The organism is Sporosarcina sp. AD_1 (genome assembly GCF_057373025.1).
In genome coordinates this window covers 320007-341649 of record NZ_JBPVIR010000006.1, presented here as the reverse complement: position 1 = coordinate 341649, position 21643 = coordinate 320007, and the positions used below count along the sequence as shown (strand labels likewise).

Genomic DNA, 21643 nt, shown 5'->3' with positions numbered 1-21643 from the left:
AGGATATTGCGAATTACTTGGCGACAGGTGAATATCCCGTGCGAATTGCGCTTCCTGCGAATGGCTGAGCAAAGAGAATGTTTTCTGCTTGTTCCTTTGTATGAGTACTCTCGCAACGAATTCGTGCACTCTCTCAGATATTCGAGCACTCCTGCGACCAATTCGAGCACTCCGGTTATCCCACCCGATTAGTAAAGCAATGACTTAACATTTTTACATGAAATGAACAGATAGATCCCGCAGTAGAAACAATGGAAAGTGGTTATTAATTACATACTACCCAATTATCACGTTTCACATAAAAAAGCACCCCATTTAATACTTTTGGGGGTGCTTCTCTTTTCATTTCCAGAAGTCTTCGAACACGGTAATGGGCATATGCCTTTTATGGGCCGAGCGCAAGTATAGTTTTTCAATTTGCTCTCGCGACTTTTCGGAGACTTCTTTTCCTTGGAGGTAGTCGTCGATTTCTTCGTAGCTGACGCCTAATGCGACCTCATCCGGGAGCGCCGGCCGATTTTCTTCCAAATCGGCTGTTGGGACTTTGTTGTATAGATGCTCTGGGCAATTCAATGCTTTCAGAATCTCGCGGCCTTGGCGTTTGTTCAAGCGGAAAATTGGCATCAAATCGGCTCCGCCATCTCCAAATTTGGTGTAGAATCCGGTTAACGCTTCAGCGGCTTGATCAGTGCCTAGGACGACGCAGCTGTGCGCGGCGGCGATTGAATATTGCACCTTCATCCGTTCCCGAGCCTTTTCATTCCCTTTTGTATAGTCAGAAATGATGACGCCTGCTTTGGCGAGGGATTTCTCACTCGCGTCGACAGCATTTTTAATATCTACCGTGTAAATGACGGAAGGCTGGATGTAATTAAGGGCATCTTGACAGTCATCCTCATCAAATTGTGTTCCATAAGGCAGACGGACTGCGATGAATTTGAAACGGTCTGTGCTGTGCTCCTTATTTAATTCATCGACAGCCATCTGGGCAAGTTTCCCGACAAGGGTGGAATCCTGCCCTCCCGAAATTCCGAGTACAAAGCCATTCAAAAATGTATTTTTTTCAATGTAGTCCTTCATGAAATCGATCGATCTGCGTATTTCCACATGAGGATCGATCGCCGGCTGCACTTTTAAAGCTTCTATAATCTGTTGTTGAAGTGACATATCCGTTCCTCCTCACCGTAATGAATAGGCATCCACTTTCTCACGCACTTCGCGGATATTGCGCATTTTATTGTCCCAACACTTCTGACTCAAGTCCACTGGATATTCTTCCGGATTGAGGGAGCGTTTGTATTCCTCCCATAATAGCGACAGATTGTCGTGTGCGTAATTCTGCATTTCTTGAAGGGTAGGGTTCGTGTAGATGACGTTCCCTTTTTCCATCACTTTGGCATGAAGATTCACCGCTTCAAAGTTTGTCACAAACTTTGAAATGAAGGTATGCACAGGGTGGAACATTTTAATCCGTTCCTCCGATGCCGGATCTTCATCATACATCGTAATGTAATCACCTTGCGCTTTGCCGTTCTCCTTGTCGATAATCCGGTACAATTTCTTAAGTCCAGGCGTGGTGACTTTTTCGGCGTTTGACGAAATTTTAATGGTATCTTCCATTTCGCCTTGTTCATTTTCAATTGAAACCATTTTGTAAACCGCACCGAGAGCAGGCTGGTCGTAGGCTGTAATGAGCTTCGTGCCGATTCCCCATACGTCTACTCTTGCGCCTTGCGCTTTCAAGTTCAAGATCGTATATTCATCTAAGTCATTAGAGACAACGACTTTAGCATTTGGGAAACCTGCTTCATCCAACATGCGCCGTGCTTCTTTGGATAAAAACGCAATATCTCCACTATCGAGCCGGATGCCAAGGAAATTGATTTGATCTCCCAATTCCTTTGCGACTTGAATAGCAGTCGGCACTCCGATTTTCAGCGTATTATACGTATCCACAAGGAAAATACAATCTTTGTGGCGCTTCGCATACGAATGGAATGCTTCATATTCACTCTTGTACGCTTGCACAAGCGAGTGGGCATGTGTTCCCGCGACCGGAATGCCAAAGCGTTTTCCCGCTCTTACATTACTTGTCGCCTCAACGCCGCCGATGAACGCTGCACGCGCTCCCCATACAGCCGCATCCATCTCATGGGCACGGCGGCTGCCGAATTCCATTACTACTTCGTCTTTGACGACCTGCTTAATACGGCTTGCTTTCGTCGCAATCAACGTCTGGAAATTGACGATATTCAAGATTGCTGTTTCAACGAGCTGCGCTTCCGCGAGTGTCGCTTCAACCCGGACGATCGGTTCGTTTGCAAATACAAGTTCCCCTTCGACCATGGAGTAAACATCACCCGTAAATCGGACATCCTTCAAATAGTCGAGGAAATCCTCCCGGTACCCGACTTCATCACGCAAATAAGCGATATCGCTCTCGCTGAAGCGAAAATCCTTCAAGTAGTCAAGAATACGTTCCAGTCCTGCGAAAATCGCGTATCCATTGCCGAATGGCAAATGCCTGAAGTAAACCTCAAACACCGCTTTCCTTTCATGTATGCCGTCTGCCCAATAGGACTCGGTCATATTGATCTGATAAAGATCGGTATGTAAAGCTAAACTGTCATCTGCATATTGCGAACTCATGCAATTCCCTTCTTCCACAATCACTATTTGGATTTAGTATACACCATTTACCCGAAAATCGAACGGAATTAACATAAATTGTGGCAGATGCGGAATTCAAGGAAAGAGTTCAGCAAGGTGCATCGTCTAAAATGGGTTTTTCTACTATTCTATGGTACAGTAGCAATCGTAAATAAGATTGACCGAAGGAGGGAGACGGATGGCGCCCCATCAACCCCCAGCACTGCAATTTCAAAACGTCCATTACACGGTAGATGAAACCGCTATTTTACATCATATTACCGGCTCCTTTCCAAAGGCGAAAATTACCGCATTGGTCGGTCCGTCGGGAGCCGGCAAAACGACTTTATTGAAGCTTTGCAACGGCCTTCTATCCCCGTCGTCCGGTTCCATTTTTGTCGATGACAAACCGATCGAAGACATTGCTCCTCCCCTCTTGCGGAGACATGTCGGAATGGTGTTGCAAAATTCACCTATGCTTAAAGGCACCGTATATGATAATCTTGCACTCCCGCATCGTTTGAAAGGCAAGGAATTAAACAAGGAGGATGCAGCCGCTCTCCTTGAACAAACAGGACTTCAACGTTCATTTCTAGAGGCTGATGCCCTCAATTTATCTGGCGGCCAGCGGCAAAAGGTGTCAATCGCTAGAACTTTGGCAAACGAGTCGGCCGTTCTATTGCTGGACGAGATTACATCTGCACTGGACCGAACTTCGGTGCATGAAATCGAAGCATTGATTCAGGAGCTCAATAAAACAAAAGGCATCTCCGTCATCTGGATTACCCATAATTTAGAACAAGCCATTCGAGTAAGTGATTACTTATGGGTCATGATGGACGGGCAAGTTGTGGAAAAAGGCGATCCGTCCATATTAGAGTCGCCTGCCAATGAACGAATTGCCAAATTTGTGAGGGGGGAACAGGTATGAGTTATTCAACATTGGCGCTAACGCTCATCTTTGTGCTCATTCCCCTTCTATTATCCAAGTCTCTTGGATTAGGGCTTGAAAAGGATACGATTATCGCGACGGTCCGTTCCATCGTCCAGCTTCTCGCTGTTGGTTTCGTTTTAAAATTTGTCTTTGATTCGGAAAGTTTCCTGTTCATTTTCCTAATGGTCGCTCTGATGATCGCGGCTGCCACGCAAAACGCCCGCAAGAAAGGAACTGGGATCCGCGGCGTGACGTGGAAGCTAATTTTAACTTTTTCTACAATTGAACTGTTGACGCAAGGCATCCTTCTCGGTTTTCAGATTGTCCCGGCAACCGCCCAATACATCATTTCGTTAAGCGGCATGGTCGTAGGCAACTCCATGGTGCTATCCATCCTCTTTCTGAACCGCTTCTCCTCCGAGGTCGAAGCAAACCGAGATATTGGCGAATTGATCCTTTCACTTGGAGGGACACCAAAGCAGGCGATCCACCGGCAGCTCATCACGTCAATCAAAGCTAGTATGATTCCAACAATTGAAAGCCAGAAAACGATCGGACTGGTTCAGCTTCCGGGCATGATGAGCGGACAAATCATTGCAGGGGCAGATCCAATCCAGGCCGTGCAATTCCAGCTTCTTGTCCTTTTCCTTCTATTATCAACAGCAGCGGTAACGAGTGTCCTTCTCGGTTTCCTTTCCTACCCAACGCTGTTCAATGAACGCATGCAACAGATTTCTTGGAAATAAATTCGCCGGACTTCCCACCTGGCATAGAAAACCCCTGTCAGCAAACCTTCTGACAGGGGCTTTGTACTTTATTAATAATGAAGACTTTCCATCCGCTTGCACTTGCGGCAAATCCGATGGGTTTGTTCCTTTTGATAATCGTGCTCGCATTGCAGCTGGATTTCACGCAATTGCTGCTCCAGCTGAAAAAGCCGACTTTTCCCTTTCGTAATCTCCATCAGGAGAGCTTCCGCAGATGTCATCTCCTTCCCTCCCATCGTGTTAGCTATAGATGGTGCCCCCGGCCTCTTGGAATTCTTTCGCTTTTTCTTCAAGACCTTTTTTGATGGCCAGTTTTTCTTCCAACGTATTTTCATCTGCAAATTTTCGAATATCATGGGAAATACGCATGCTGCAGAATTTCGGTCCGCACATGGAACAGAAATGGGCAATCTTTGCACCTTCCGCCGGCAAGGTTTCATCATGGTATTCCATAGCACGCTCGGGATCGAGACTTAAATTGAATTGATCACGCCAGCGGAACTCAAATCGAGCTTTGGACAACGCATCATCACGCTTTTGGGCGTTTGGATGGCCTTTTGCCAAGTCAGCGGCATGGGCAGCAATTTTATATGCAATGACCCCTTCGCGGACGTCGTCTTTATTTGGCAATCCAAGATGCTCCTTCGGTGTTACGTAGCATAGCATCGCTGTTCCGAACCAACCGATCATGGCAGCTCCAATCGCCGACGTAATATGGTCATACGCAGGAGCAATGTCGGTCGTCAATGGTCCTAATGTATAGAAAGGGGCCTCCTGGCAGATTTCCATTTGCTTGTCGACGTTTTCTTTAATTAAATGCATCGGGACATGTCCCGGCCCTTCAATGATGACTTGCACATCATGTTTCCACGCTATCTTCGTCAATTCACCCAATGTCGTAAGTTCCGCAAATTGCGCTTCGTCGTTAGCATCTGCGATGGATCCCGGACGCAAGCCATCCCCAAGAGAAAATGACACATCGTACGCCTTCATGATTTCACAAATCTCTTCAAAATGTGTATACAGGAAGCTTTCCTGATGATGCAGCAGGCACCACTGGGCCATGATGGATCCACCACGGGAAACAATCCCCGTCACACGGTTTACAGTCAGTGGGATATAGCGCAAGAGGACCCCCGCATGGATGGTAAAATAATCAACCCCTTGTTCCGCCTGTTCAATGAGTGTATCGCGGAACACATCCCATGATAAATCTTCCACTTTCCCATTCACTTTTTCCAACGCCTGATAGATCGGAACAGTTCCGACCGGCACAGGGGAATTGCGAATGATCCATTCACGTGTCGTGTGGATATTCTTGCCCGTCGACAGATCCATAATCGTATCCGCCCCCCAGCGCGTCGCCCACGTCATCTTTTCCACTTCCTCCCCGATGGACGAGGAGACGGCCGAGTTGCCGATGTTGGCATTGATCTTCACATGGAAATTGCGTCCGATAATCATCGGTTCCGCTTCCGAATGATTGATATTTGACGGGATGACCGCTCTGCCGCGCGCCACTTCACTTCGGACAAACTCCGGATCCATGCCCTCCCGGATTGCGATGAATTCCATTTCAGGTGTGATGATTCCTTGCCGTGCGTAATGCATCTGCGTCACAATTTTCCCGGGCTTTGCGCGAAGCGGCTTGCGCTTCAATAAAGGAAACATCTCGTCACTTTTTTCCTTGCCAGCCTGGTAGCCATTATCTTCTGGCTTCACTTCCCGCCCTTCATACTCCTCCACGTCACCGCGCTCCAAAATCCATTGTTTCCGAATTTCCGGAAGTCCTTTGCGAATATCCACCTCATAGCCAGTCTCCGTATACTTTCCGCTCGTATCATATACACGGAATGGCTCATTCGGAAATTCACCCTCTTCTGTAATGGTGGGAGATAATTCAATCTCCCGCATTGGAACTTGAATGTCCTTTCTACCGCCTTCCACATACACCTTTTTGCTAGAAGGAAAGCAGGAATGGATGTGAATCGGTGTTTCTTCTTTCATGTTACTCATCTTGTCATCGTCCCCTCATCATTATTTGCGGGTGAACCAATGACTCTATCCAAAAGGGAGTGCTGCTTAGACGCAAAAAGACCAGATCTGTCATAAAACAGACCTGGTCTCCAAAACATACGCATATGCATGCCACTTATCGTTATAGAAACTTCCCCACGCTGGTATGAGCCAGATCAGGTCCAAAGAGTTAGGAGAGCAATCCATATCTCCCTCTCAGTCCGGTTATGCCGGACACCCCTAGTTTGCATCTATTAAATTGGTCGTACACTCATAGTCTAACCGAGTATCAGGAAATGTCAACCTAATCCGACGTTAGTAGTTTACTCAAATAAAAAACTTTATCCAAAAAGCTTTAATCCGACCGCGCCTCCTATAATCAATATCAAGAACAGCATCCGCTTCCAGCCTGCGGGTTCATTGAAAAACAAGATTCCGACCGTCACAGCGCCAGCTGCTCCAAGCCCTGTCCAGACTGCATATGCGGTCCCCATCGGAATCTCACGCATCGCAAGGGAAAGGAAGAAAAAGCCGGCTGAAAATACCGCAGCCAACAGGATAAGGCGAGGGAACGTTTTCTTATGGAGGTATAAATTAATGCAATAAACGCCAAAAATTTCACCGAAGCTTGCAATGACTAAGTAGAGCCATGCCATTACCCCTCTCCCCCTTCTGATTCTTGCGGTTTCTCATCCGTTGTCGTCATCTTGATGCCGATGACACCTATCATAATCATTACAATGAATAGTACTTTCATGAAAGAGAAATCGGCATGAAATAGTACAAAATCTAGTAAGACAATCGCTGCCGCTCCGGAGCCTGTAAACACGGCATATACCGTTCCGCTCGGCAATTTCTCGCAAGCTTTTATTATGAAATAGAAACTGAACAGAATGGCAACAACTGTGCCCGTCCATTCCAGCAGTGAATCTGAATACCGGAGGCCGACCACCCAGAATATCTCAACAATTGCTGCGAAAACAACATATAACCATGCCACTGGAATTACCTCCTGTCCTCCCGGCCCATTCACCAGTCAATGAACTGCTATGTAGAGCCTGCTAATCAATCAATAGTATAGCAAAAATACCAGCTTGCAAATGCGACTCTTTCATGCTATCGTTAGATAAACTATTTTTAAACAATTCCATATTTTTATTCTTATCAAGAGAGACGGAGGGATTTGGCCCGAAGAAGTCTCAGCAACCAGCCCGATTTTGGTATGGTGCTAATTCCAAGTGGCGTTCGCGTCATGAAGATGAGAAGATTGATTTCAACATTCGATTGTTGAGGGCCCTCTTCTTGTAGGGTCCTTTTTTATTTTTTCTGACAAGGGAGATGCAACGATGAAAAAACGATGTTTAGATACGAAATTTGTCCAGCTGGGAAATCAAAGTGATCCGAGAACGGGTGCCGTCAACCCACCTATCTATCTGTCCACCGCTTATAAGCATGACGGGCTCGGTCAATCAACAGGTTATGACTATACCCGTACAAAAAATCCGACACGCACCATTTTGGAGGAAGGCATTGCAGAATTGGAAGGTGGAGATCAAGGCTATGCTTGCAGTTCTGGCATGGCAGCAATTCAACTCGTCCTCTCCTTGTTCCGTTCAGGCGATGAATTAATTGCACCGGAAGATCTGTATGGCGGCACCTACCGACTGTTCGACCAATATGAAGATCTTTATGGCATCCGGACACTTTACTCTTCCTTTGAAACCGTGGAAGAAGTTGAACAATTAATTACCGACAAGACCAAAGCGCTTTTTCTTGAGACACCAACAAATCCGCTCATGCAACAAATTGATGTTGCCTCTTTTGCAGATTTAGCAAAGAGACATGGACTCTATCTCATCGTCGACAATACATTCCTAACACCTTATTATCAAAGGCCAATTGAAGATGGAGCAGACATCGTCATCCACAGTGCAACGAAATATATCGGCGGACATAATGATGTACTTGCAGGCCTCGTTGTTGCCAAGGGAGAATCATTATGCGAACAGCTCGAAAAAAATCATAATGCCATCGGTGCGACATTGTCCCCGTTTGATTCTTGGCTTGTTGTCCGTGGGTTAAAGACGCTTCACGTACGGATGCGCGCACATGATTCGAATGCTAAGGAGATTGTCGCCTATTTAGAAAAAGAGCAGCTGATTGATAGCGTCTTGTACGCAGGGCAAGGCGGTATGGTTTCCTTCCGTCTTCAAAAGAGCGAATGGATCGGCCCCTTCCTAGAAAATCTAAAGCTGATTACGTTTGCTGAAAGTCTTGGCGGAGTCGAAAGTTTCATTACATATCCGACGACACAAACTCATATGGATATCCCGCTCGAGGAGCGCCTTCGCCGTGGGATTGACGACCGACTTCTGCGGTTTTCAGTTGGCCTGGAGGATGCAGAAGATTTAATTGAAGATGTTCAGCAAGCGTTGAAAGCCGCCAGCAGAACGACCGAGCAAGTGTCCTCCTTGTCGTAAAGATCTGCCGGAGTTACATGAAAATACTTATTAATAATAGAAATCACGCGAAGAAAGAGGGATGGAAATGACGATAAAAACAAGTACGGAAATACATGAGGCTCTACAGCTCCTGAAATCGAAAGAGTGGATTGATCTTACCCATACGTTCGGCCCGGATTCTCCACACTTTTTCATGTTCGACGACGCCAAATTTGAGACGCTTTTTAACCATGATGATGGTTTTCTAGCTCAACAATTCACGTTTCCAGGGCAATATGGGACGCATATCGATGCACCTATTCACTTTGTCCGCGATACCCGCTATCTAGAAGAACTGCAGTTAAAAGAGTTAGTTCTGCCACTTGTCGTCATCGATAAATCAAAAGAAGCAGCGGAAGATAACGACTTTACACTGGGTGTTCAACATATCCTTGATTTTGAGGAGATTCATGGACCGATCGAAGAAGGAACGTTTGTGGCGCTTCGCACAGATTGGAGTAAACGATGGCCGGATGCAGAAGCCTTCAATAACAAGGACAGCGAGGGCAACAACCGGATCCCAGGTTGGGGACTTGACGCCCTACAATTCCTCTTCGAGCAGCGTCGTGTGAAAGCAGTCGGCCATGAAACGTATGATACTGACTCCGCCGTAGATTTCCGTGCGAAAGGAAAATTAGAAGGCGAGTATTATGTACTCGATCAAGATACGTACCAGATTGAATTGATGACGAACTTGGACAAGTGCCCTGCCAAAGGAGCTGTCATCTTCAATATTGTTCCGAAACCAGAAAAGGCATCCGGCTTCCCGGTTCGGTCTTTTGCAATACTGCCTTAACCAAGTGAATAATAGTTAGAAATTCCGGCAAAGGGAACAGCTTCCCTTTGCTTTTTTTGTTCCTTTCTATCAATCTCTCTCCTTTCGTATCAGTCTTAGACAAAAGAAAAATTGAATATTTTGTAGAATATCTCCTCAATAAACCCTTCTACTTTTATCATAACTTGTCGAATCCGGTGCCATCCTGTCTAATAAACTGATTTTTCTTAATTTTATATTGACACTCTCTTCTTTAGTCATTAGTATCATAGATAATTGTCAGGACAATCTCCTATACGGGCGGCTCTGGCCGTATAAGGAAGTGTCATCACATTGAAATGGAGTGACCCTATGAGCAATCAACCTGTACTGGATGTCAGTAATCTGAAGACATATTTTTATTTGGAAAAGGATGTTGTTGCAAAAGCGGTGGATGATATTTCTTTTTCCGTCTATCCCGGTGAAACAGTCGCAATCGTCGGGGAGTCTGGCAGTGGAAAGAGCATTACAGCCCTCTCCATCATGCAGTTGATTAACAAGCCGGGCCAGATCGTCGACGGTGCGATCCGGTTGAATGAACGCAATCTGGCCACGATGAAATCGAAACAGATGACATCCGTCCGCGGCAATCATATCGGCATGATCTTCCAAGAACCAATGACCGCACTGAATCCCGTTTTCACGATTGGGAGCCAAATGACGGAAACGCTTCGCAAGCATAAGAAACTCTCGAAAAAGCAAGCACATGAAAAAGCAATTGAATTATTGCGTATCGTCGGTATCCCAAGACCCGAACAAATCATCCATGAATTTCCCCACCAATTATCGGGCGGCATGCGCCAGCGTGTCATGATCGCGATGGCCATATCTTGCGAACCGGAGCTGCTGATTGCCGATGAACCGACAACTGCCCTGGATGTAACAATTCAAGCCCAAATCCTCGACCTGCTTCTCGAAATGCAAAAGAGGTACAATATGGCACTTTTGCTCATCACACATGATCTTGGTGTCGTCTATGAATACACGGATCGCGTCATGGTGATGTATGGAGGCCAAATTGTTGAACAAGCCCCGACAAAACAACTTTTGAAACTGACTAAACACCCATATACACAAGGGTTGCTCAGCAGCTTGCCGAGCATTGATCAAGACGTTGAACGGCTTGGCACTATTAAGGGCACTGTTCCACCAGCCTACAACTTTCCAAAAGGATGCCGTTTTTCTACCCGCTGCCCTTTTGCCATGGATCGCTGCAAAGAATCGAACCCCGCATTGACCGAATTGGAGAAAGATCATTACGTCCGTTGTTTTCTATACGATGGAGGTGAGACGTCATGACTCTGAAAACAACCGAGTCCAGTCACTTTCAAGCATCTGAAGAAAAGAAAGAAGTATTGATTGATGTGAAGAACGTCAAAAAATATTTTCCTATAAAAGGGGGAGTTTTGAAGCGTACAATCGGCCAATTAAAAGCGGTTGATGATGTTTCTTTTACTATTTATAAAGGCGAAACATTAGGGATTGTCGGCGAATCAGGCTCCGGTAAGTCAACGTTGGGCCGGCTGCTGATTCGGCTGCTGGATCCAACCGAGGGCAAGATCATGTTTCAGGACGCGGACATCACCCATTTAAAGCAACGGCAGGTTCGTCCATATCGGCAGGATATGCAAATTGTATTTCAAGACCCTTTTGCCTCGCTGAATTCCAAAATGAGTGTCGAACAGCTGATCGAGGAGCCCCTCATCGTACAAGGACTCTTGAACAAAAAAGAACGCAAAGCAAGAATATTGGAAATCATTGAGAAAGTCGGCTTACGGCCAAGTGATCGGCAAAAATATCCGCATGAGTTTTCAGGCGGCCAGCGACAACGAATCAGCATCGCTCGGGCTTTGGTCTTAAAGCCTAAATTCGTCATTTGTGATGAACCCGTATCCGCTCTCGATGTGTCCATTCAAGCCCAAGTGCTCAATCTAATGAAAGATCTTCAAGACGAGTTTGGCTTGACATATCTATTCATCGCACATGATTTAAGCGTCGTTAAACATATTAGCGAACGGGTAGCAGTCATGTATTTGGGCCGTCTTGCCGAAATTGCGCCAAAGAACCGGTTATACGAAAATCCGCTGCATCCCTATACAAAAGCGTTGCTGTCATCGATTCCAATTATTGATTTGGATGAAGAGGCAGGCAAAACGAAACGGCAAAAAATTAAATTATCCGGGGATCTTCCAAGCCCCGCCAATCCACCATCGGGGTGTACGTTCCGGACAAGATGTCCCCAGGCTCACGATCGATGCGCAATTGACCGGCCTGAGCTGATAGAGATTGAGGAAGACCATTTTGTCGCTTGTCATTTATATGACAGCAACTAAATATACTCTAGGAAGCCTTCGTCTATCCGCATAACAAAATGGATTTCCTTGTAGGGGGTGATGCAGCGAGTGGAGATGTCCGGCTTTCATACGAACCTCAGTTTTTCATCAAACAAAATATAAAGGGGGATTTCAATTGGTAAAACGAAGTAAACAGTACGTATTCCTTCTTCTTTTGCTATTGGTTTTCGGCATGGTGCTGGCAGCCTGCAATAAGGAAGACGGCGAAGAGAAGCCTGCAGAAGCAGAAAAACCGACAGCAGAAGAGACAAATAAAGATGAAGAGGCTGGAGCTTCTTCCGGTCCGAAGGAAGGCGGAACGATCACTGGTGCAATGTACTCGGCACCTACTGGAATGTTCAACCCAATATTCTATCAAGAAGCCTATGAAGCAAATGTCCTTAATTTCACACATGAAGGCTTAGTTTCACAAGATGAGAATTTGGAGTTCATTCCAAGTCTTGCGAAAGAATGGAAAGTAAATGATGACCAGACTGAGATTACGTTTACTTTGGAAGAAGGCGTTAAGTGGCACGATGGTGAAGAATTTACTGCGCATGACGTCGTCTATACGTACAAAGCAATCTCTGATCCGGACTACGTCAATGCGGGCGGTGTCCGTACGAACTATGTAACGCCATTGCTAGGATATGACGAGTATGTCTCCGGCGAAACGGATGAGTTCATCGGTGTCGTGGCAGACAGCGACTACCAAGTAACTTTCAAATTTAAAGAGCCGAACGTCACACCACTCTATACGGCCAGCTTCTCTATCATCCCTGAGCATATCTTCAAGGACATCCCTGTAGCGGAAATCCCAGAAGCGGAAGCATCCTTGCAGCCAGGAAAAGTAATCGGAACAGGTCCTTTCAAATTTACGGATATGGTTGAGCGGGAACAATATGTTCTTGAGAAACATGGCGACTACTGGCAAGGCGCGCCACACTTAGACAAAATCGTTTGGAAAGTGATCGCCCAGTCGGTCATGACCGGCCTGCTTGAAAAAGGTGAAATTGATTTCATCGCAAGCCCAGGCGGTATTGCCCCAGCTGATTATGAAATGGTCAGCGAGTATGGCAATGTTAAAATTATTGAACAGCCTGATTTCGGTTATCAGTTAATGGGCTTCAAACATAACCACCGGACGACAGAAGACGTGGAATCTGGAGCCATCAATCCTGACAATTGGATTCCAAACAAAAAATTGTCCAATCAGAAAGTACGCCAAGCGATTGCTTATTCTGTAAACCGTCAAGGACTTGTCGGTGAAGGGCACGGGCAAGGATTGCTGCATGGCCGTGGCCAGCCAATCAATTCTCCAATCGCGACTCAATTCTGGGTGTATGACGATAAAGCAGCTGTCAACTACACATACGATCCTGAAAAGGCGATGCAGATGCTAGATGAAGAAGGATATGTCGATAAGGATGGCGATGGATTCCGTGAAGATCCGGAAGGCAATAAGTGGATTCTTAACCTTGACTATCCGACAGGCAATGAATTGCGTGAAAGATCAGCTCCACTGTTGAAGAACGATCTTGAAAAAGTCGGTATTCAAGTGAACATGCGCCAGCCAAAGGAAATGTCTGCGTATGTACCTGATTTGACAAACGACAATACAGACTTTGACCTTTACTTGATCGGCTGGAGCCTTGGAAGCACTGATCCGGATCCATCCGGCCTATGGGGAACTAAAGTAGGCTATAACTTCTCCCGCTGGAACAATCCAAAATCAGAAGAGCTCCTGCAAAAAGGGTTGAAAGCTCCTGATGCATTCGATAAGGATTTCCGCGCAGAAGTTTATAAAGAATGGCAACAACTTTTCTCCGAGGATTTGCCGGCATTACTTTTATATGCACAAAACAGTATCTGGGCATACAATGACCGCATCCAAGGAATTAAGCCAATGCCGCATACGATGTACCAGGATGCTCACGAATGGTGGGTAGAGGACGCTAAGTAATTGAAGACACTGTGGGAGTATGCCGGCTGGATGCGGCATACTCTCCCTCTTCATGGGAGGATAAAAAATGTATCAGTATATCATACGTAGAATTTTAGTATTCATCCCCATGCTGCTAGCACTTTCCATCATCGTATTCGGACTGGCGAAAGCTGCTCCCGGCGATCCGTTCACAGGCAAGATTCTGGATCCGAATGTAGATCCGATCGTATTCGAACAGCAACGTGCAGCACTTGGCCTTGATAAATCGATTCCGGAACAATATTTGACGTGGGTCTCTTCCGTGGCCAAAGGTAACTTTGGGAAATCAATTACCTATAACGGCCGTTCAGTTGAAAGCCTGATCAAAGAGCGAGTCAAAAACACCGTTTACCTAGGATTGTTCTCTCTTGGCATCACCTTGATCGTAGCCATTCCAATCGGTATCTATTCCGCCCGTCATCCCTATTCGCTTCTTGACTACGGGGCGACGACTTTCGGTTTCTTCGGGTTAGCAGTACCCAATTTCTTTTTCGGTCTGGTCGCCATCTATTTGCTGTCAATTAATCTTGGATGGTTTCCCGCACAAGGAACCGTTACCAGCAACGACTTGTCCGGTTTCGCGGAATTTAAAGACCGGATTCATCATATGGTCCTCCCTGGCCTGACTTTGGGACTGGCTGGAACTGCAACCTATATGCGTTATATGCGCTCCGAAGTAATGGACGTGCTCGGCAGCGATTATATACGGACCGCAAAAGCGAAAGGAATGAGCGACCGGAACGTTTTGTATAAGCATACGCTTCGGAATGCCATGATTCCAATCATCACGTTAATGGGATTTGAATTCGGAGCTCTCTTGGGCGGCGCCATCATTACAGAACAGGTTTTTAACTTTCCCGGTCTCGGAACACTATTCATCGGCTCAGTCGTGAATCGTGATTATCCCGTCATCATGGCAATTGCCCTTTTGCTAGGAGTCGCCATACTCGTCGGAAATCTATTAGCAGATATATTCTACAGCATTGTCGATCCGAGGATCCGCTATGATTGAGGTGAATACTAATGCAATCCATATCTAATAATGAACGTCCAGCAGAGGAACTAACGCTGGACATGGACCGGAAACATAGAAGTCCCTTTCAATTATCGATGCGTCGCTTCATGCGCAACAAACTCGCCATTGCCGGACTTGTGGTTCTGACACTCATCGTTTGTGCGTCTATCTTCGCACCTTTGCTGACAGAGTATGACCCGGAGGAAGCAAACTTATTAATGGTTGAGCAAAAACCGAGCAGTGACCATATCCTAGGAACGGACAGCTCTGGGCGCGATAATTTTGCCCGATTGCTCTACGGTTCCCGCATCTCGTTGACCATCGGCTTTAGTGCGATGCTCTTTACCGTATTAATTGGGCTCATTATGGGAGCGGTTAGCGGCTACTATGGCGGAATTATCGACAACATCATCATGCGCATTACCGATTTAATCCTGGCTCTTCCCTTCATCGTCTTAGCGATGACCATCATGGCGCTGCTCGAAAAAGTGACGATTGGGCTCTTCATTGTCATTATTGCAGTGACCGCCTGGCCTTCCCTGGCCCGGATTGTTCGGGGGACTTTCCTCTCGCTGCGTGAACAGGAATTTGTGTTAGGAGCGAGAGCAATTGGTGCCAGTGATTCACGAATCATTTTCCGTCATTTCATACCGAATGCTGTAGGTCCTATCATTGTCAATGCTACATTAATGATGGCTTCCATGATTTTGTTTGAATCTGGCTTAAGCTTCATCGGGATGGGCATACCGCAACCGACACCGACTTGGGGCAACATGATTTCAGAAGCTCAAAACATCCGGGTTCTAAGGTATCACCCCGAAGCATGGATTCCGCCGGGACTCAGCATTCTAATCACGGTACTGGCAATCAATTTCATTGGGGATGGATTGCGCGATGCATTCGATCCGAAAAGCGACAGGAGATAAGAAGAATAACCGGAAAATATCACGAATCAACTCGATACGTTTCTCAAAACAATGAAGAGGCCTATTCTGTTTCGTTTTGACAGAATGCGCCTCTTTTCTTATGTTTATTTTAATGGGCCATGAATAGTAAATTCATCAAAGCAGATAAATACCTTGTTTTCATTGGAATGAATGATACTGCAAATATGATTGTAAGAAGATAATATTATTACCCACCAAAAAAACACAATTTTTTTCAGGAAATTTCATACCTTAAGAACCTTGCCATAACAGTACTCGAAGCTAGCAAGCATTGATTCTTAAATCATATTTTACCTCTTACAACGTTTAATATAAAGTACTCCAGGGAACTACAACAATAGCAACACGATACTACTATTTTCAAAGGAGGACTTTACAAATGGCTAACAACGACAACAACAAAGACAACAAAATGACGGTGGAAGAAGCAGGACGTAAAGGTGGAGAAGCAACTTCCGAGAAACATGGTAGAGACTTTTACGAGGAAATCGGCAAAAAAGGCGGAGAAGCAACAGCCCGCAATCACGATAAGGAATTTTACCAAGAAATCGGTAAAAAAGGCGGAGAAGCTCGTGCCCAGCAGCATGACGGCAACACAAGCGATGGCAAAATGAGCTTGGAAGAAGCCGGAGAAAAAGGCGGAGAAGCGCGCGCCAAGCAACGAAAAAACGGTTAAGCCATAGAAAACTGATGGGAAGCTCCAGTACATGGAGCTTCTTTTTTTCGGTCAATAACCATTCCTCTTGCTATGCCCTCTTTATCTCACTCAAAACAAACCAATTAATAGTAAAACTTTGTAGGCAGAACGATCATTAGCTGCCTTATTTTCCATGAGGATAAAACTTGCTGACCGGACCATATTAATGTTGGAGGTGAAAACCAATGCCAAATAACAACCGTGAAAACAACCGCAACAACAAAAAGCAAAATCAAAATCAAGACCAAAATCAAAACCGCGACCGTGTTGAGTTCGGTACTGATTTTGATAACACCAACACTGAGACTGAGCGTACCAACCGCAACAACAAAAATAACCGCAATAACAAAAACAAATAATAGCGCAACAAAAACCGCCGGAATGATCCAGGCGGTTTTTGTTGTCTTACAGGAAGAAAGCCCAAATTGCGGACAACTTCCATTTCTTTTCACTTTTCTGGCGGATTTCAGTTGCACGATAATTACGCGTTCGCAGCTGTAAATCCTTCATATGTCGATATATAACTTCTCTATCAATATGTTGTTGCATAATTTATATTCTCCTTAGGCGGAGAAGGAACTTCAATTATTTTCTGGGCAATGGTATCCCAAAATCGTCGGGTGAAGAATCCCACTCCGTTTTCTCATTTGTATTTTTTTGTTTGTTGTTCTCTTTTGACATCCATAACTTAATCATTTCATTTTCCTCCTTTTTTTATTCATTGCATTCGTTGACTTGCGGTTTTCACTAACCGTCTTCTACATATTCCTTGATCGCAAACTTAATATTACATACCTTTCCCATGTTGATGCACTCCTTTAATTTATTTATGTCACACGCTTTTGCGTGGGGACACCCTCATTTTTAGACACAAAAAAGCACACGCCTTTTTCATAAGCGTGTGCTCATAGTAAAAGAACGGCATATCCTGCCATTCCGAGTGTCAAAAATTAAATGATTACCAAGCGGAACGGCACGAATACAATATGGAAATGGTGTTGGAAAAAATAACATTAGTCATGATAATCGTACCTCCCTTTCTTGTTTTGGTTGTTCTAACTTCTTGAGGATAGCATTTCCAGTTGCCTAATGTCAATACTTTTTATATATTTTTTTAAAATAATTTATTCGATCTATTCTTTATTCCTTCGAATAAATCAAGTTGGGATTGTTCCTAATGCAGTTTCTGGATTGGCATGTGTCCACTTAAATAGTGTATGATGGATAGTATGCAAATGTGATTTTTTGAACGTGTTTAGTTAAAGGAGGGAGTTTACTTGATTACCGATACGAAATTGCAAAAAGAAGCGATGCGCGTATTGAAACAAACGAGCAGAACCTTTTATATACCGATTAAACTTCTGACCCCTACATTGCGGATGGCAGTAGGATCAGCCTACCTCTGCATGCGCGCCATTGATGAAATTGAAGACCACGAACAGCTGGATGCTGACGTGAAACAGCAATTGCTGGAAGCAACCGGGGCAATGCTGGCGGATGGATTTGACAAAGAAGCCTACCTTCAACTTCTCTCCCCTTATGCAGAGCTGCTACCGGAAGTGACGATACGTTTGGACGATTGGCTCACAGTCTGCCCTGCAGATTACGTCGATAAAGTAAAAGAGTCGACTAGCATTATGGCAGCAGGAATGGCCAAATGGGTCGGAAAAGCATTCTTTGTCCAAACGAAAGAGGACTTGGATGATTATACATATTATGTGGCTGGACTCGTCGGTGTCATGTTGTCAGATATTTGGAAGCAGTACGATGGCACAGAAACCGATCGGGAGCTTGCCATTGGATATGGACGCGGCCTGCAGGCAGTGAATATCCTGCGTAACCAAGAAGAAGATTCAGAACGCGGTGTTCGGTTCTTCCCTGCCGGATGGACAAGGTCAGACATGTTTGCTTACGCGGAGGCCAATTTGCGGATGGCAGATGAATATATTGAATCCATCTCCACGAAAAATATTTTGCTCTTCTGCAATATACCTCTTGCCCTGGCGAAACGAACCTTGCATGCGTTGAAGAACGGCGAAGACAAGATGAAGCGGGATGAAGTCGTGTCGACAGTCGATGAAATTTTAAAAGAATATGAGGCATAATACAGGAATGCAGGCAATCCGAATGGAGCTTGCATTCCTTTTTTTCATTCCCCCAAACATCGTCCGCCATGCACGCATAAAATAAAGGAGATGAAGTGAAGCGGGGGGTGGAATCGTGAATAATAACGGATCGTTTTCTCAATCGAACAAATCACCATTCGATGAGGTTCTTATAGCCAAAGTAGCTTTTATTGGAAGCCTTCTTACTACGATTGGTGATGGAATCGTAACTATTTCGGCTGCAATGGCGCTTGAGAATTTAGTAAACAGCAATGCTACGTCTTCAGGGAACGGGAATTCGTCAGGGAATGGCTCTAACCGCGGCAATGATTTGGATAAGATGCAGCAACAATTGGATGCATTAACTAGAGAAATGGATCAAATGAAGCGTTCATCCAATCCGAGAAGGTGGTAACCGGAGAGGCCCCCCCAAAAAAAGAACGCTTCGGAACATACTGTTTCCTAGCGTTCATTAAAAGGTGCGATATCTATCATATGGCAATCATTTGGAATTCCAGCGGATGACCGGCAACATTTGATGGTTCTTTTCAAGTATGCACAAATGATTGCCGATCCCCCGAGTATATATTTATAAAATTTATCGATTTTGCACATTGCAATCAGAATACCTTTGTTGTCCACGTTTCCCCATTCCATACATCGGTCACAACATCCTCATAGAAATGAGGTTCATGAGATATGAGTAGGACGCTTCCTTTGTATTCCTGTAAGGCGCGCTTTAACTCATCTTTTGCGTCTTGATCGAGATGGTTGGTCGGCTCATCGAGGACAAGCAAATTGGTTTCTCGGTTAATCAACTTACATAGCCTTACCTTTGCACGTTCTCCCCCGCTTAACACCTTCACCTTGCTCTCAATATGCTTTGTCGTCAATCCGCATCTTGCAAGCGCAGCACGCACCTCATACTGCGTGAAGTGAGGAAACTCCTCCCATACCTCTTCTAAACAAGTCCGGTTATTCTCCGCTTTGATTTCCTGTTCAAAATACCCGATATGAAGATGCTCTCCCAGCTCCACTGAGCCAGACAGTGCTGGTATTTCTCCGAGGATGCTCTTCAAAAGTGTCGTTTTCCCGATCCCGTTGGCGCCAGAAAGGGCAATCTTCTGACCGCGCTCCATTGTTAGATTCAGGGCGCTTGATAACGGTTCGTTGTAGCCGATGACAAGATCATTCGTCTGGAATAAGAATCGTCCAGGCGTCCGGGCCAGCTTAAAATCAAATTGCGGCTTCGGCTTTTCAGCATCCAATTCGATAACATCCATTTTATCTAGCTTTTTCTGGCGTGACATCGCCATCCGGCTTGTTGCAGCATTCGCTTTATTGCGCGCAACGAAATCTTTCAAATTGGCGATTTCTTTTTGTTGCTTTTTATAAGCGGCTTCCAGCTGCTGCTTTTTCATATCATAGACACGTAAAAACTCATCATAATCCCCCGGATAGCGGGTAATTTGTTGATTCTCCATGTGATAAATGAGATGGACCACGCTGTTCAAGAAAGGAATGTCATGGGAGATGAGAATGAAGGCATTATCATAGTTCTGCAAATAGCCTCGAAGCCATTCAATATGCTCCACGTCCAAATAGTTGGTAGGCTCATCGAGAAGGAGAATATCCGGCTTCTCAAGAAGCAGCTTGCCAAGAAGCACCTTCGTCCGCTGCCCGCCGCTCAGATCATGGACATCCCGTTCTAGGCCAAACTCATCTAAGCCGAGTCCGTTCGCCACTTCATCAACTTTCGAATCAATAATGTAGAAATCTTTATTCGTCAGTTCATCCTGCATTTGGCCTGTCTCTTCAAGCAGTTTTTCCAGTTCATCCGGCCCGACCTCGCCCATTTTTGCAAACAGAAGATTCATTTCCGCTTCTACGTCGTATAAATATTGAAATGCAGTGCGCAACACATCACGAATACTCATTCCCTGTTTGAGCGCAGCATGCTGATCCAAATAACCGACACGGACCCGCTTCGCCCAGCTCACTGTTCCAGCGTCGGGTTCCAGCTTCCGTGTAATAATATTCATAAACGTGGATTTGCCTTCCCCGTTCGCACCGATTAAACCGATATGTTCGCCTTGCAACAAACGGAACGAGACATCGTCAAATATAGCGCGGTCTCCAAATCCGTGACTCATATTTTTTACTGTTAATAAACTCATCTACGTGCACCTTTTCTATTTTAGATTTCTCTTATTATATAGGGATTTGCGACACAGGGATAGGGGTTATTCCTGAATCGCTTCGATGATGCGCCCGAGCGCTTCCATTGTGCGCAGCACATGGACAAGGAAGTTCCCGATTTCCTGCATATGCTCTTCATTAATCCGTGTATGGAATGCAGCTTCAATTATATACGTAAACTCGGCCGAATCCTCTCCTAGGACAGAACTGACTGTCTGGGTGACATCGATTTCCTGCTCCCAAATCGTATGCAGCACTTGTCCGATTTCTCGGTACGGAACCGCATCAGACTGGACGGTACTTACAAAACGGAGCGTCAGAGAACAGCCGGGCTCTTCTCCTTTCATCTCCAGAATTTCACCAGCCAGATCTCGCAGTGAAGTGCCCAGAACAATCTCCGCCCGCAAATCTACATTGTCGAGCAGAATAAATTCGATACCAAACCGGCGGGACAAAATAGCGAAATCCATTTGATCGGTCCGGTTCGTTATCAAAATTTTTCTTTCCAGTGTATCTAAATCATAAACACGGTTTTCTAGCGCCACTTTAATATTCTCAAATATTGTCGGATCGTACATATTGGGAACTCCTTTCCAAATCCAATTGAAGGAAATCTTTTCTAAGTTTATAATAAGGGTACTATTCTGATGCAAAAGAAGCTAGATGCACACTCAAAGAAATG

General features: G+C 45.3%; 21 protein-coding genes, 1 pseudogene and 2 riboswitches. Of the genes and pseudogenes, 13 read left to right on the top strand and 9 right to left on the bottom strand.

The window, feature by feature from the left end; genetic code table 11:
- Window positions 1-342: 342 nt before the first annotated feature.
- Together nadE and ACSW3C_RS14085 are read right to left on the bottom strand one after the other, a co-directional pair.
- Complete coding sequence (gene nadE / locus ACSW3C_RS14090; protein ID WP_486563366.1) at window positions 343-1167, bottom strand: ammonia-dependent NAD(+) synthetase; 825 nt, start codon at window positions 1165-1167, stop codon at window positions 343-345.
- 12 nt (window positions 1168-1179) lie between these two features.
- Complete coding sequence (locus ACSW3C_RS14085; protein WP_486563364.1) at window positions 1180-2649, bottom strand: nicotinate phosphoribosyltransferase; 1470 nt, start codon at window positions 2647-2649, stop codon at window positions 1180-1182.
- 307 nt (window positions 2650-2956) lie between these two features.
- On the opposite strand from ACSW3C_RS14085, the pseudogene ACSW3C_RS14080 reads away from it, so the two are divergent.
- A pseudogene (locus ACSW3C_RS14080) lies at window positions 2957-3580 on the top strand (ABC transporter ATP-binding protein); the annotation flags it as partial.
- A complete protein-coding gene (locus tag ACSW3C_RS14075; protein ID WP_486563362.1) occupies window positions 3577-4329 on the top strand; it encodes an ABC transporter permease in 753 nt (250 codons plus the stop codon). The pseudogene ACSW3C_RS14080 and the gene ACSW3C_RS14075, both read left to right, overlap by 4 nt.
- Window positions 4330-4400: 71 nt before the next feature.
- Here the strand turns inward: ACSW3C_RS14075 and ACSW3C_RS14070 are convergent, their stop codons facing one another.
- The 4 genes from ACSW3C_RS14070 to ACSW3C_RS14055 form a co-directional block, all read right to left on the bottom strand.
- Window positions 4401-4571, bottom strand: a complete 171-nt coding sequence (locus ACSW3C_RS14070) for a hypothetical protein (RefSeq protein ID WP_486563360.1) — start codon at window positions 4569-4571, stop codon at window positions 4401-4403.
- 19 nt (window positions 4572-4590) lie between these two features.
- Window positions 4591-6366 (bottom strand): phosphomethylpyrimidine synthase ThiC, encoded by a 1776-nt coding sequence (gene thiC / locus ACSW3C_RS14065; RefSeq protein ID WP_486563358.1) that lies wholly within the window; start codon window positions 6364-6366, stop codon window positions 4591-4593.
- A 136-nt stretch (window positions 6367-6502) separates the two neighbouring features.
- Window positions 6503-6618: riboswitch (TPP riboswitch) on the bottom strand.
- Between the two features lie 89 nt (window positions 6619-6707).
- Window positions 6708-7022 (bottom strand): DMT family transporter, encoded by a 315-nt coding sequence (locus tag ACSW3C_RS14060; protein ID WP_486563356.1) that lies wholly within the window; start codon window positions 7020-7022, stop codon window positions 6708-6710.
- Window positions 7022-7366 carry a DMT family transporter gene (locus ACSW3C_RS14055; RefSeq protein ID WP_486563355.1) on the bottom strand — a complete coding sequence of 115 codons (345 nt, stop codon included), beginning with the start codon at window positions 7364-7366 and terminating at the stop codon, window positions 7022-7024. Before ACSW3C_RS14055 ends, ACSW3C_RS14060 begins: the two co-directional genes overlap by 1 nt.
- A 158-nt stretch (window positions 7367-7524) precedes the next feature.
- Window positions 7525-7631: riboswitch (SAM riboswitch) on the top strand.
- An 81-nt stretch (window positions 7632-7712) separates the two neighbouring features.
- Between ACSW3C_RS14055 and ACSW3C_RS14050 the strand changes: the two genes are divergently transcribed.
- The 9 genes from ACSW3C_RS14050 to ACSW3C_RS14010 all read left to right on the top strand — a co-directional run bounded on the left by ACSW3C_RS14050 (window position 7713) and on the right by ACSW3C_RS14010 (window position 17016).
- Window positions 7713-8846, top strand: coding sequence for a methionine biosynthesis PLP-dependent protein (locus ACSW3C_RS14050; RefSeq protein ID WP_486563354.1), 1134 nt, complete (start codon window positions 7713-7715; stop codon window positions 8844-8846).
- Between the two features lie 67 nt (window positions 8847-8913).
- Window positions 8914-9663, top strand: coding sequence for a cyclase family protein (locus ACSW3C_RS14045; RefSeq protein WP_486563353.1), 750 nt, complete (start codon window positions 8914-8916; stop codon window positions 9661-9663).
- Window positions 9664-9993: 330 nt separating this feature from the next.
- On the top strand, window positions 9994-10980 hold the full coding sequence (locus ACSW3C_RS14040; RefSeq protein WP_486563351.1) for an ABC transporter ATP-binding protein: 987 nt from the start codon (window positions 9994-9996) through the stop codon (window positions 10978-10980).
- Window positions 10977-12014: an ABC transporter ATP-binding protein gene (locus ACSW3C_RS14035; RefSeq protein ID WP_486563350.1), complete on the top strand. Its 1038-nt coding sequence runs from the start codon at window positions 10977-10979 to the stop codon at window positions 12012-12014. Before ACSW3C_RS14040 ends, ACSW3C_RS14035 begins: the two co-directional genes overlap by 4 nt.
- A gap of 136 nt (window positions 12015-12150) precedes the next feature.
- A complete protein-coding gene (locus tag ACSW3C_RS14030) occupies window positions 12151-13977 on the top strand; it encodes a peptide-binding protein (RefSeq protein WP_486563348.1) in 1827 nt (608 codons plus the stop codon).
- Window positions 13978-14044: 67 nt separating this feature from the next.
- The gene (locus ACSW3C_RS14025) at window positions 14045-15010 is read left to right on the top strand and encodes an ABC transporter permease (protein ID WP_486563347.1); all 966 of its coding nucleotides are present in this window, start codon (window positions 14045-14047) and stop codon (window positions 15008-15010) included.
- An 11-nt stretch (window positions 15011-15021) separates the two neighbouring features.
- Window positions 15022-15939: an oligopeptide ABC transporter permease gene (gene opp4C / locus ACSW3C_RS14020; protein ID WP_486563346.1), complete on the top strand. Its 918-nt coding sequence runs from the start codon at window positions 15022-15024 to the stop codon at window positions 15937-15939.
- Between the two features lie 400 nt (window positions 15940-16339).
- Window positions 16340-16636: a KGG domain-containing protein gene (locus tag ACSW3C_RS14015; protein WP_486563345.1), complete on the top strand. Its 297-nt coding sequence runs from the start codon at window positions 16340-16342 to the stop codon at window positions 16634-16636.
- A 206-nt stretch (window positions 16637-16842) separates the two neighbouring features.
- The gene (locus ACSW3C_RS14010) at window positions 16843-17016 is read left to right on the top strand and encodes a hypothetical protein (RefSeq protein ID WP_486563343.1); all 174 of its coding nucleotides are present in this window, start codon (window positions 16843-16845) and stop codon (window positions 17014-17016) included.
- A gap of 46 nt (window positions 17017-17062) precedes the next feature.
- On the opposite strand, the gene ACSW3C_RS14005 is transcribed toward ACSW3C_RS14010, so the two are convergent.
- Window positions 17063-17206, bottom strand: coding sequence for a hypothetical protein (locus tag ACSW3C_RS14005; RefSeq protein WP_486563342.1), 144 nt, complete (start codon window positions 17204-17206; stop codon window positions 17063-17065).
- 761 nt (window positions 17207-17967) lie between these two features.
- Between ACSW3C_RS14005 and ACSW3C_RS14000 the strand changes: the two genes are divergently transcribed.
- Together ACSW3C_RS14000 and ACSW3C_RS13995 are read left to right on the top strand one after the other, a co-directional pair.
- Window positions 17968-18762 carry a squalene/phytoene synthase family protein gene (locus ACSW3C_RS14000; protein WP_486563395.1) on the top strand — a complete coding sequence of 265 codons (795 nt, stop codon included), beginning with the start codon at window positions 17968-17970 and terminating at the stop codon, window positions 18760-18762.
- A 115-nt stretch (window positions 18763-18877) separates the two neighbouring features.
- Window positions 18878-19177: a hypothetical protein gene (locus tag ACSW3C_RS13995; protein WP_486563340.1), complete on the top strand. Its 300-nt coding sequence runs from the start codon at window positions 18878-18880 to the stop codon at window positions 19175-19177.
- 205 nt (window positions 19178-19382) lie between these two features.
- On the opposite strand, the gene ACSW3C_RS13990 is transcribed toward ACSW3C_RS13995, so the two are convergent.
- Both ACSW3C_RS13990 and ACSW3C_RS13985 read right to left on the bottom strand, forming a co-directional pair.
- Window positions 19383-20939 (bottom strand): ABC-F family ATP-binding cassette domain-containing protein, encoded by a 1557-nt coding sequence (locus tag ACSW3C_RS13990; RefSeq protein ID WP_486563338.1) that lies wholly within the window; start codon window positions 20937-20939, stop codon window positions 19383-19385.
- Between the two features lie 66 nt (window positions 20940-21005).
- Window positions 21006-21539 carry a hypothetical protein gene (locus ACSW3C_RS13985; RefSeq protein WP_486563337.1) on the bottom strand — a complete coding sequence of 178 codons (534 nt, stop codon included), beginning with the start codon at window positions 21537-21539 and terminating at the stop codon, window positions 21006-21008.
- Window positions 21540-21643: the final 104 nt, after the last annotated feature.

Excerpts from the sequence above, each read along its gene's own strand:
- ACSW3C_RS13985 (WP_486563337.1), bottom strand. The coding sequence starts at position 21,539 with ATGTACGATCCGACAATATTTGAGAATATTAAAGTGGCGCTAGAAAAC.
- ACSW3C_RS14025 (WP_486563347.1), top strand. The coding sequence starts at position 14,045 with ATGTATCAGTATATCATACGTAGAATTTTAGTATTCATCCCCATGCTG.
- ACSW3C_RS13990 (WP_486563338.1), bottom strand. The coding sequence starts at position 20,939 with ATGAGTTTATTAACAGTAAAAAATATGAGTCACGGATTTGGAGACCGC.
- ACSW3C_RS14035 (WP_486563350.1), top strand. The coding sequence starts at position 10,977 with ATGACTCTGAAAACAACCGAGTCCAGTCACTTTCAAGCATCTGAAGAA.
- nadE (WP_486563366.1), bottom strand. The coding sequence starts at position 1,167 with ATGTCACTTCAACAACAGATTATAGAAGCTTTAAAAGTGCAGCCGGCG.
- ACSW3C_RS14015 (WP_486563345.1), top strand. The coding sequence starts at position 16,340 with ATGGCTAACAACGACAACAACAAAGACAACAAAATGACGGTGGAAGAA.
- ACSW3C_RS14040 (WP_486563351.1), top strand. The coding sequence starts at position 9,994 with ATGAGCAATCAACCTGTACTGGATGTCAGTAATCTGAAGACATATTTT.
- ACSW3C_RS14000 (WP_486563395.1), top strand. The coding sequence starts at position 17,968 with ATGCGCGTATTGAAACAAACGAGCAGAACCTTTTATATACCGATTAAA.
- opp4C (WP_486563346.1), top strand. The coding sequence starts at position 15,022 with ATGCAATCCATATCTAATAATGAACGTCCAGCAGAGGAACTAACGCTG.
- ACSW3C_RS14075 (WP_486563362.1), top strand. The coding sequence starts at position 3,577 with ATGAGTTATTCAACATTGGCGCTAACGCTCATCTTTGTGCTCATTCCC.
- thiC (WP_486563358.1), bottom strand. The coding sequence starts at position 6,366 with ATGAGTAACATGAAAGAAGAAACACCGATTCACATCCATTCCTGCTTT.
- ACSW3C_RS14085 (WP_486563364.1), bottom strand. The coding sequence starts at position 2,649 with ATGAGTTCGCAATATGCAGATGACAGTTTAGCTTTACATACCGATCTT.
- ACSW3C_RS14070 (WP_486563360.1), bottom strand. The coding sequence starts at position 4,571 with ATGACATCTGCGGAAGCTCTCCTGATGGAGATTACGAAAGGGAAAAGT.
- ACSW3C_RS14050 (WP_486563354.1), top strand. The coding sequence starts at position 7,713 with ATGAAAAAACGATGTTTAGATACGAAATTTGTCCAGCTGGGAAATCAA.
- ACSW3C_RS14005 (WP_486563342.1), bottom strand. The coding sequence starts at position 17,206 with ATGCAACAACATATTGATAGAGAAGTTATATATCGACATATGAAGGAT.
- ACSW3C_RS14010 (WP_486563343.1), top strand. The coding sequence starts at position 16,843 with ATGCCAAATAACAACCGTGAAAACAACCGCAACAACAAAAAGCAAAAT.
- ACSW3C_RS14045 (WP_486563353.1), top strand. The coding sequence starts at position 8,914 with ATGACGATAAAAACAAGTACGGAAATACATGAGGCTCTACAGCTCCTG.
- ACSW3C_RS14060 (WP_486563356.1), bottom strand. The coding sequence starts at position 7,022 with ATGGCATGGCTCTACTTAGTCATTGCAAGCTTCGGTGAAATTTTTGGC.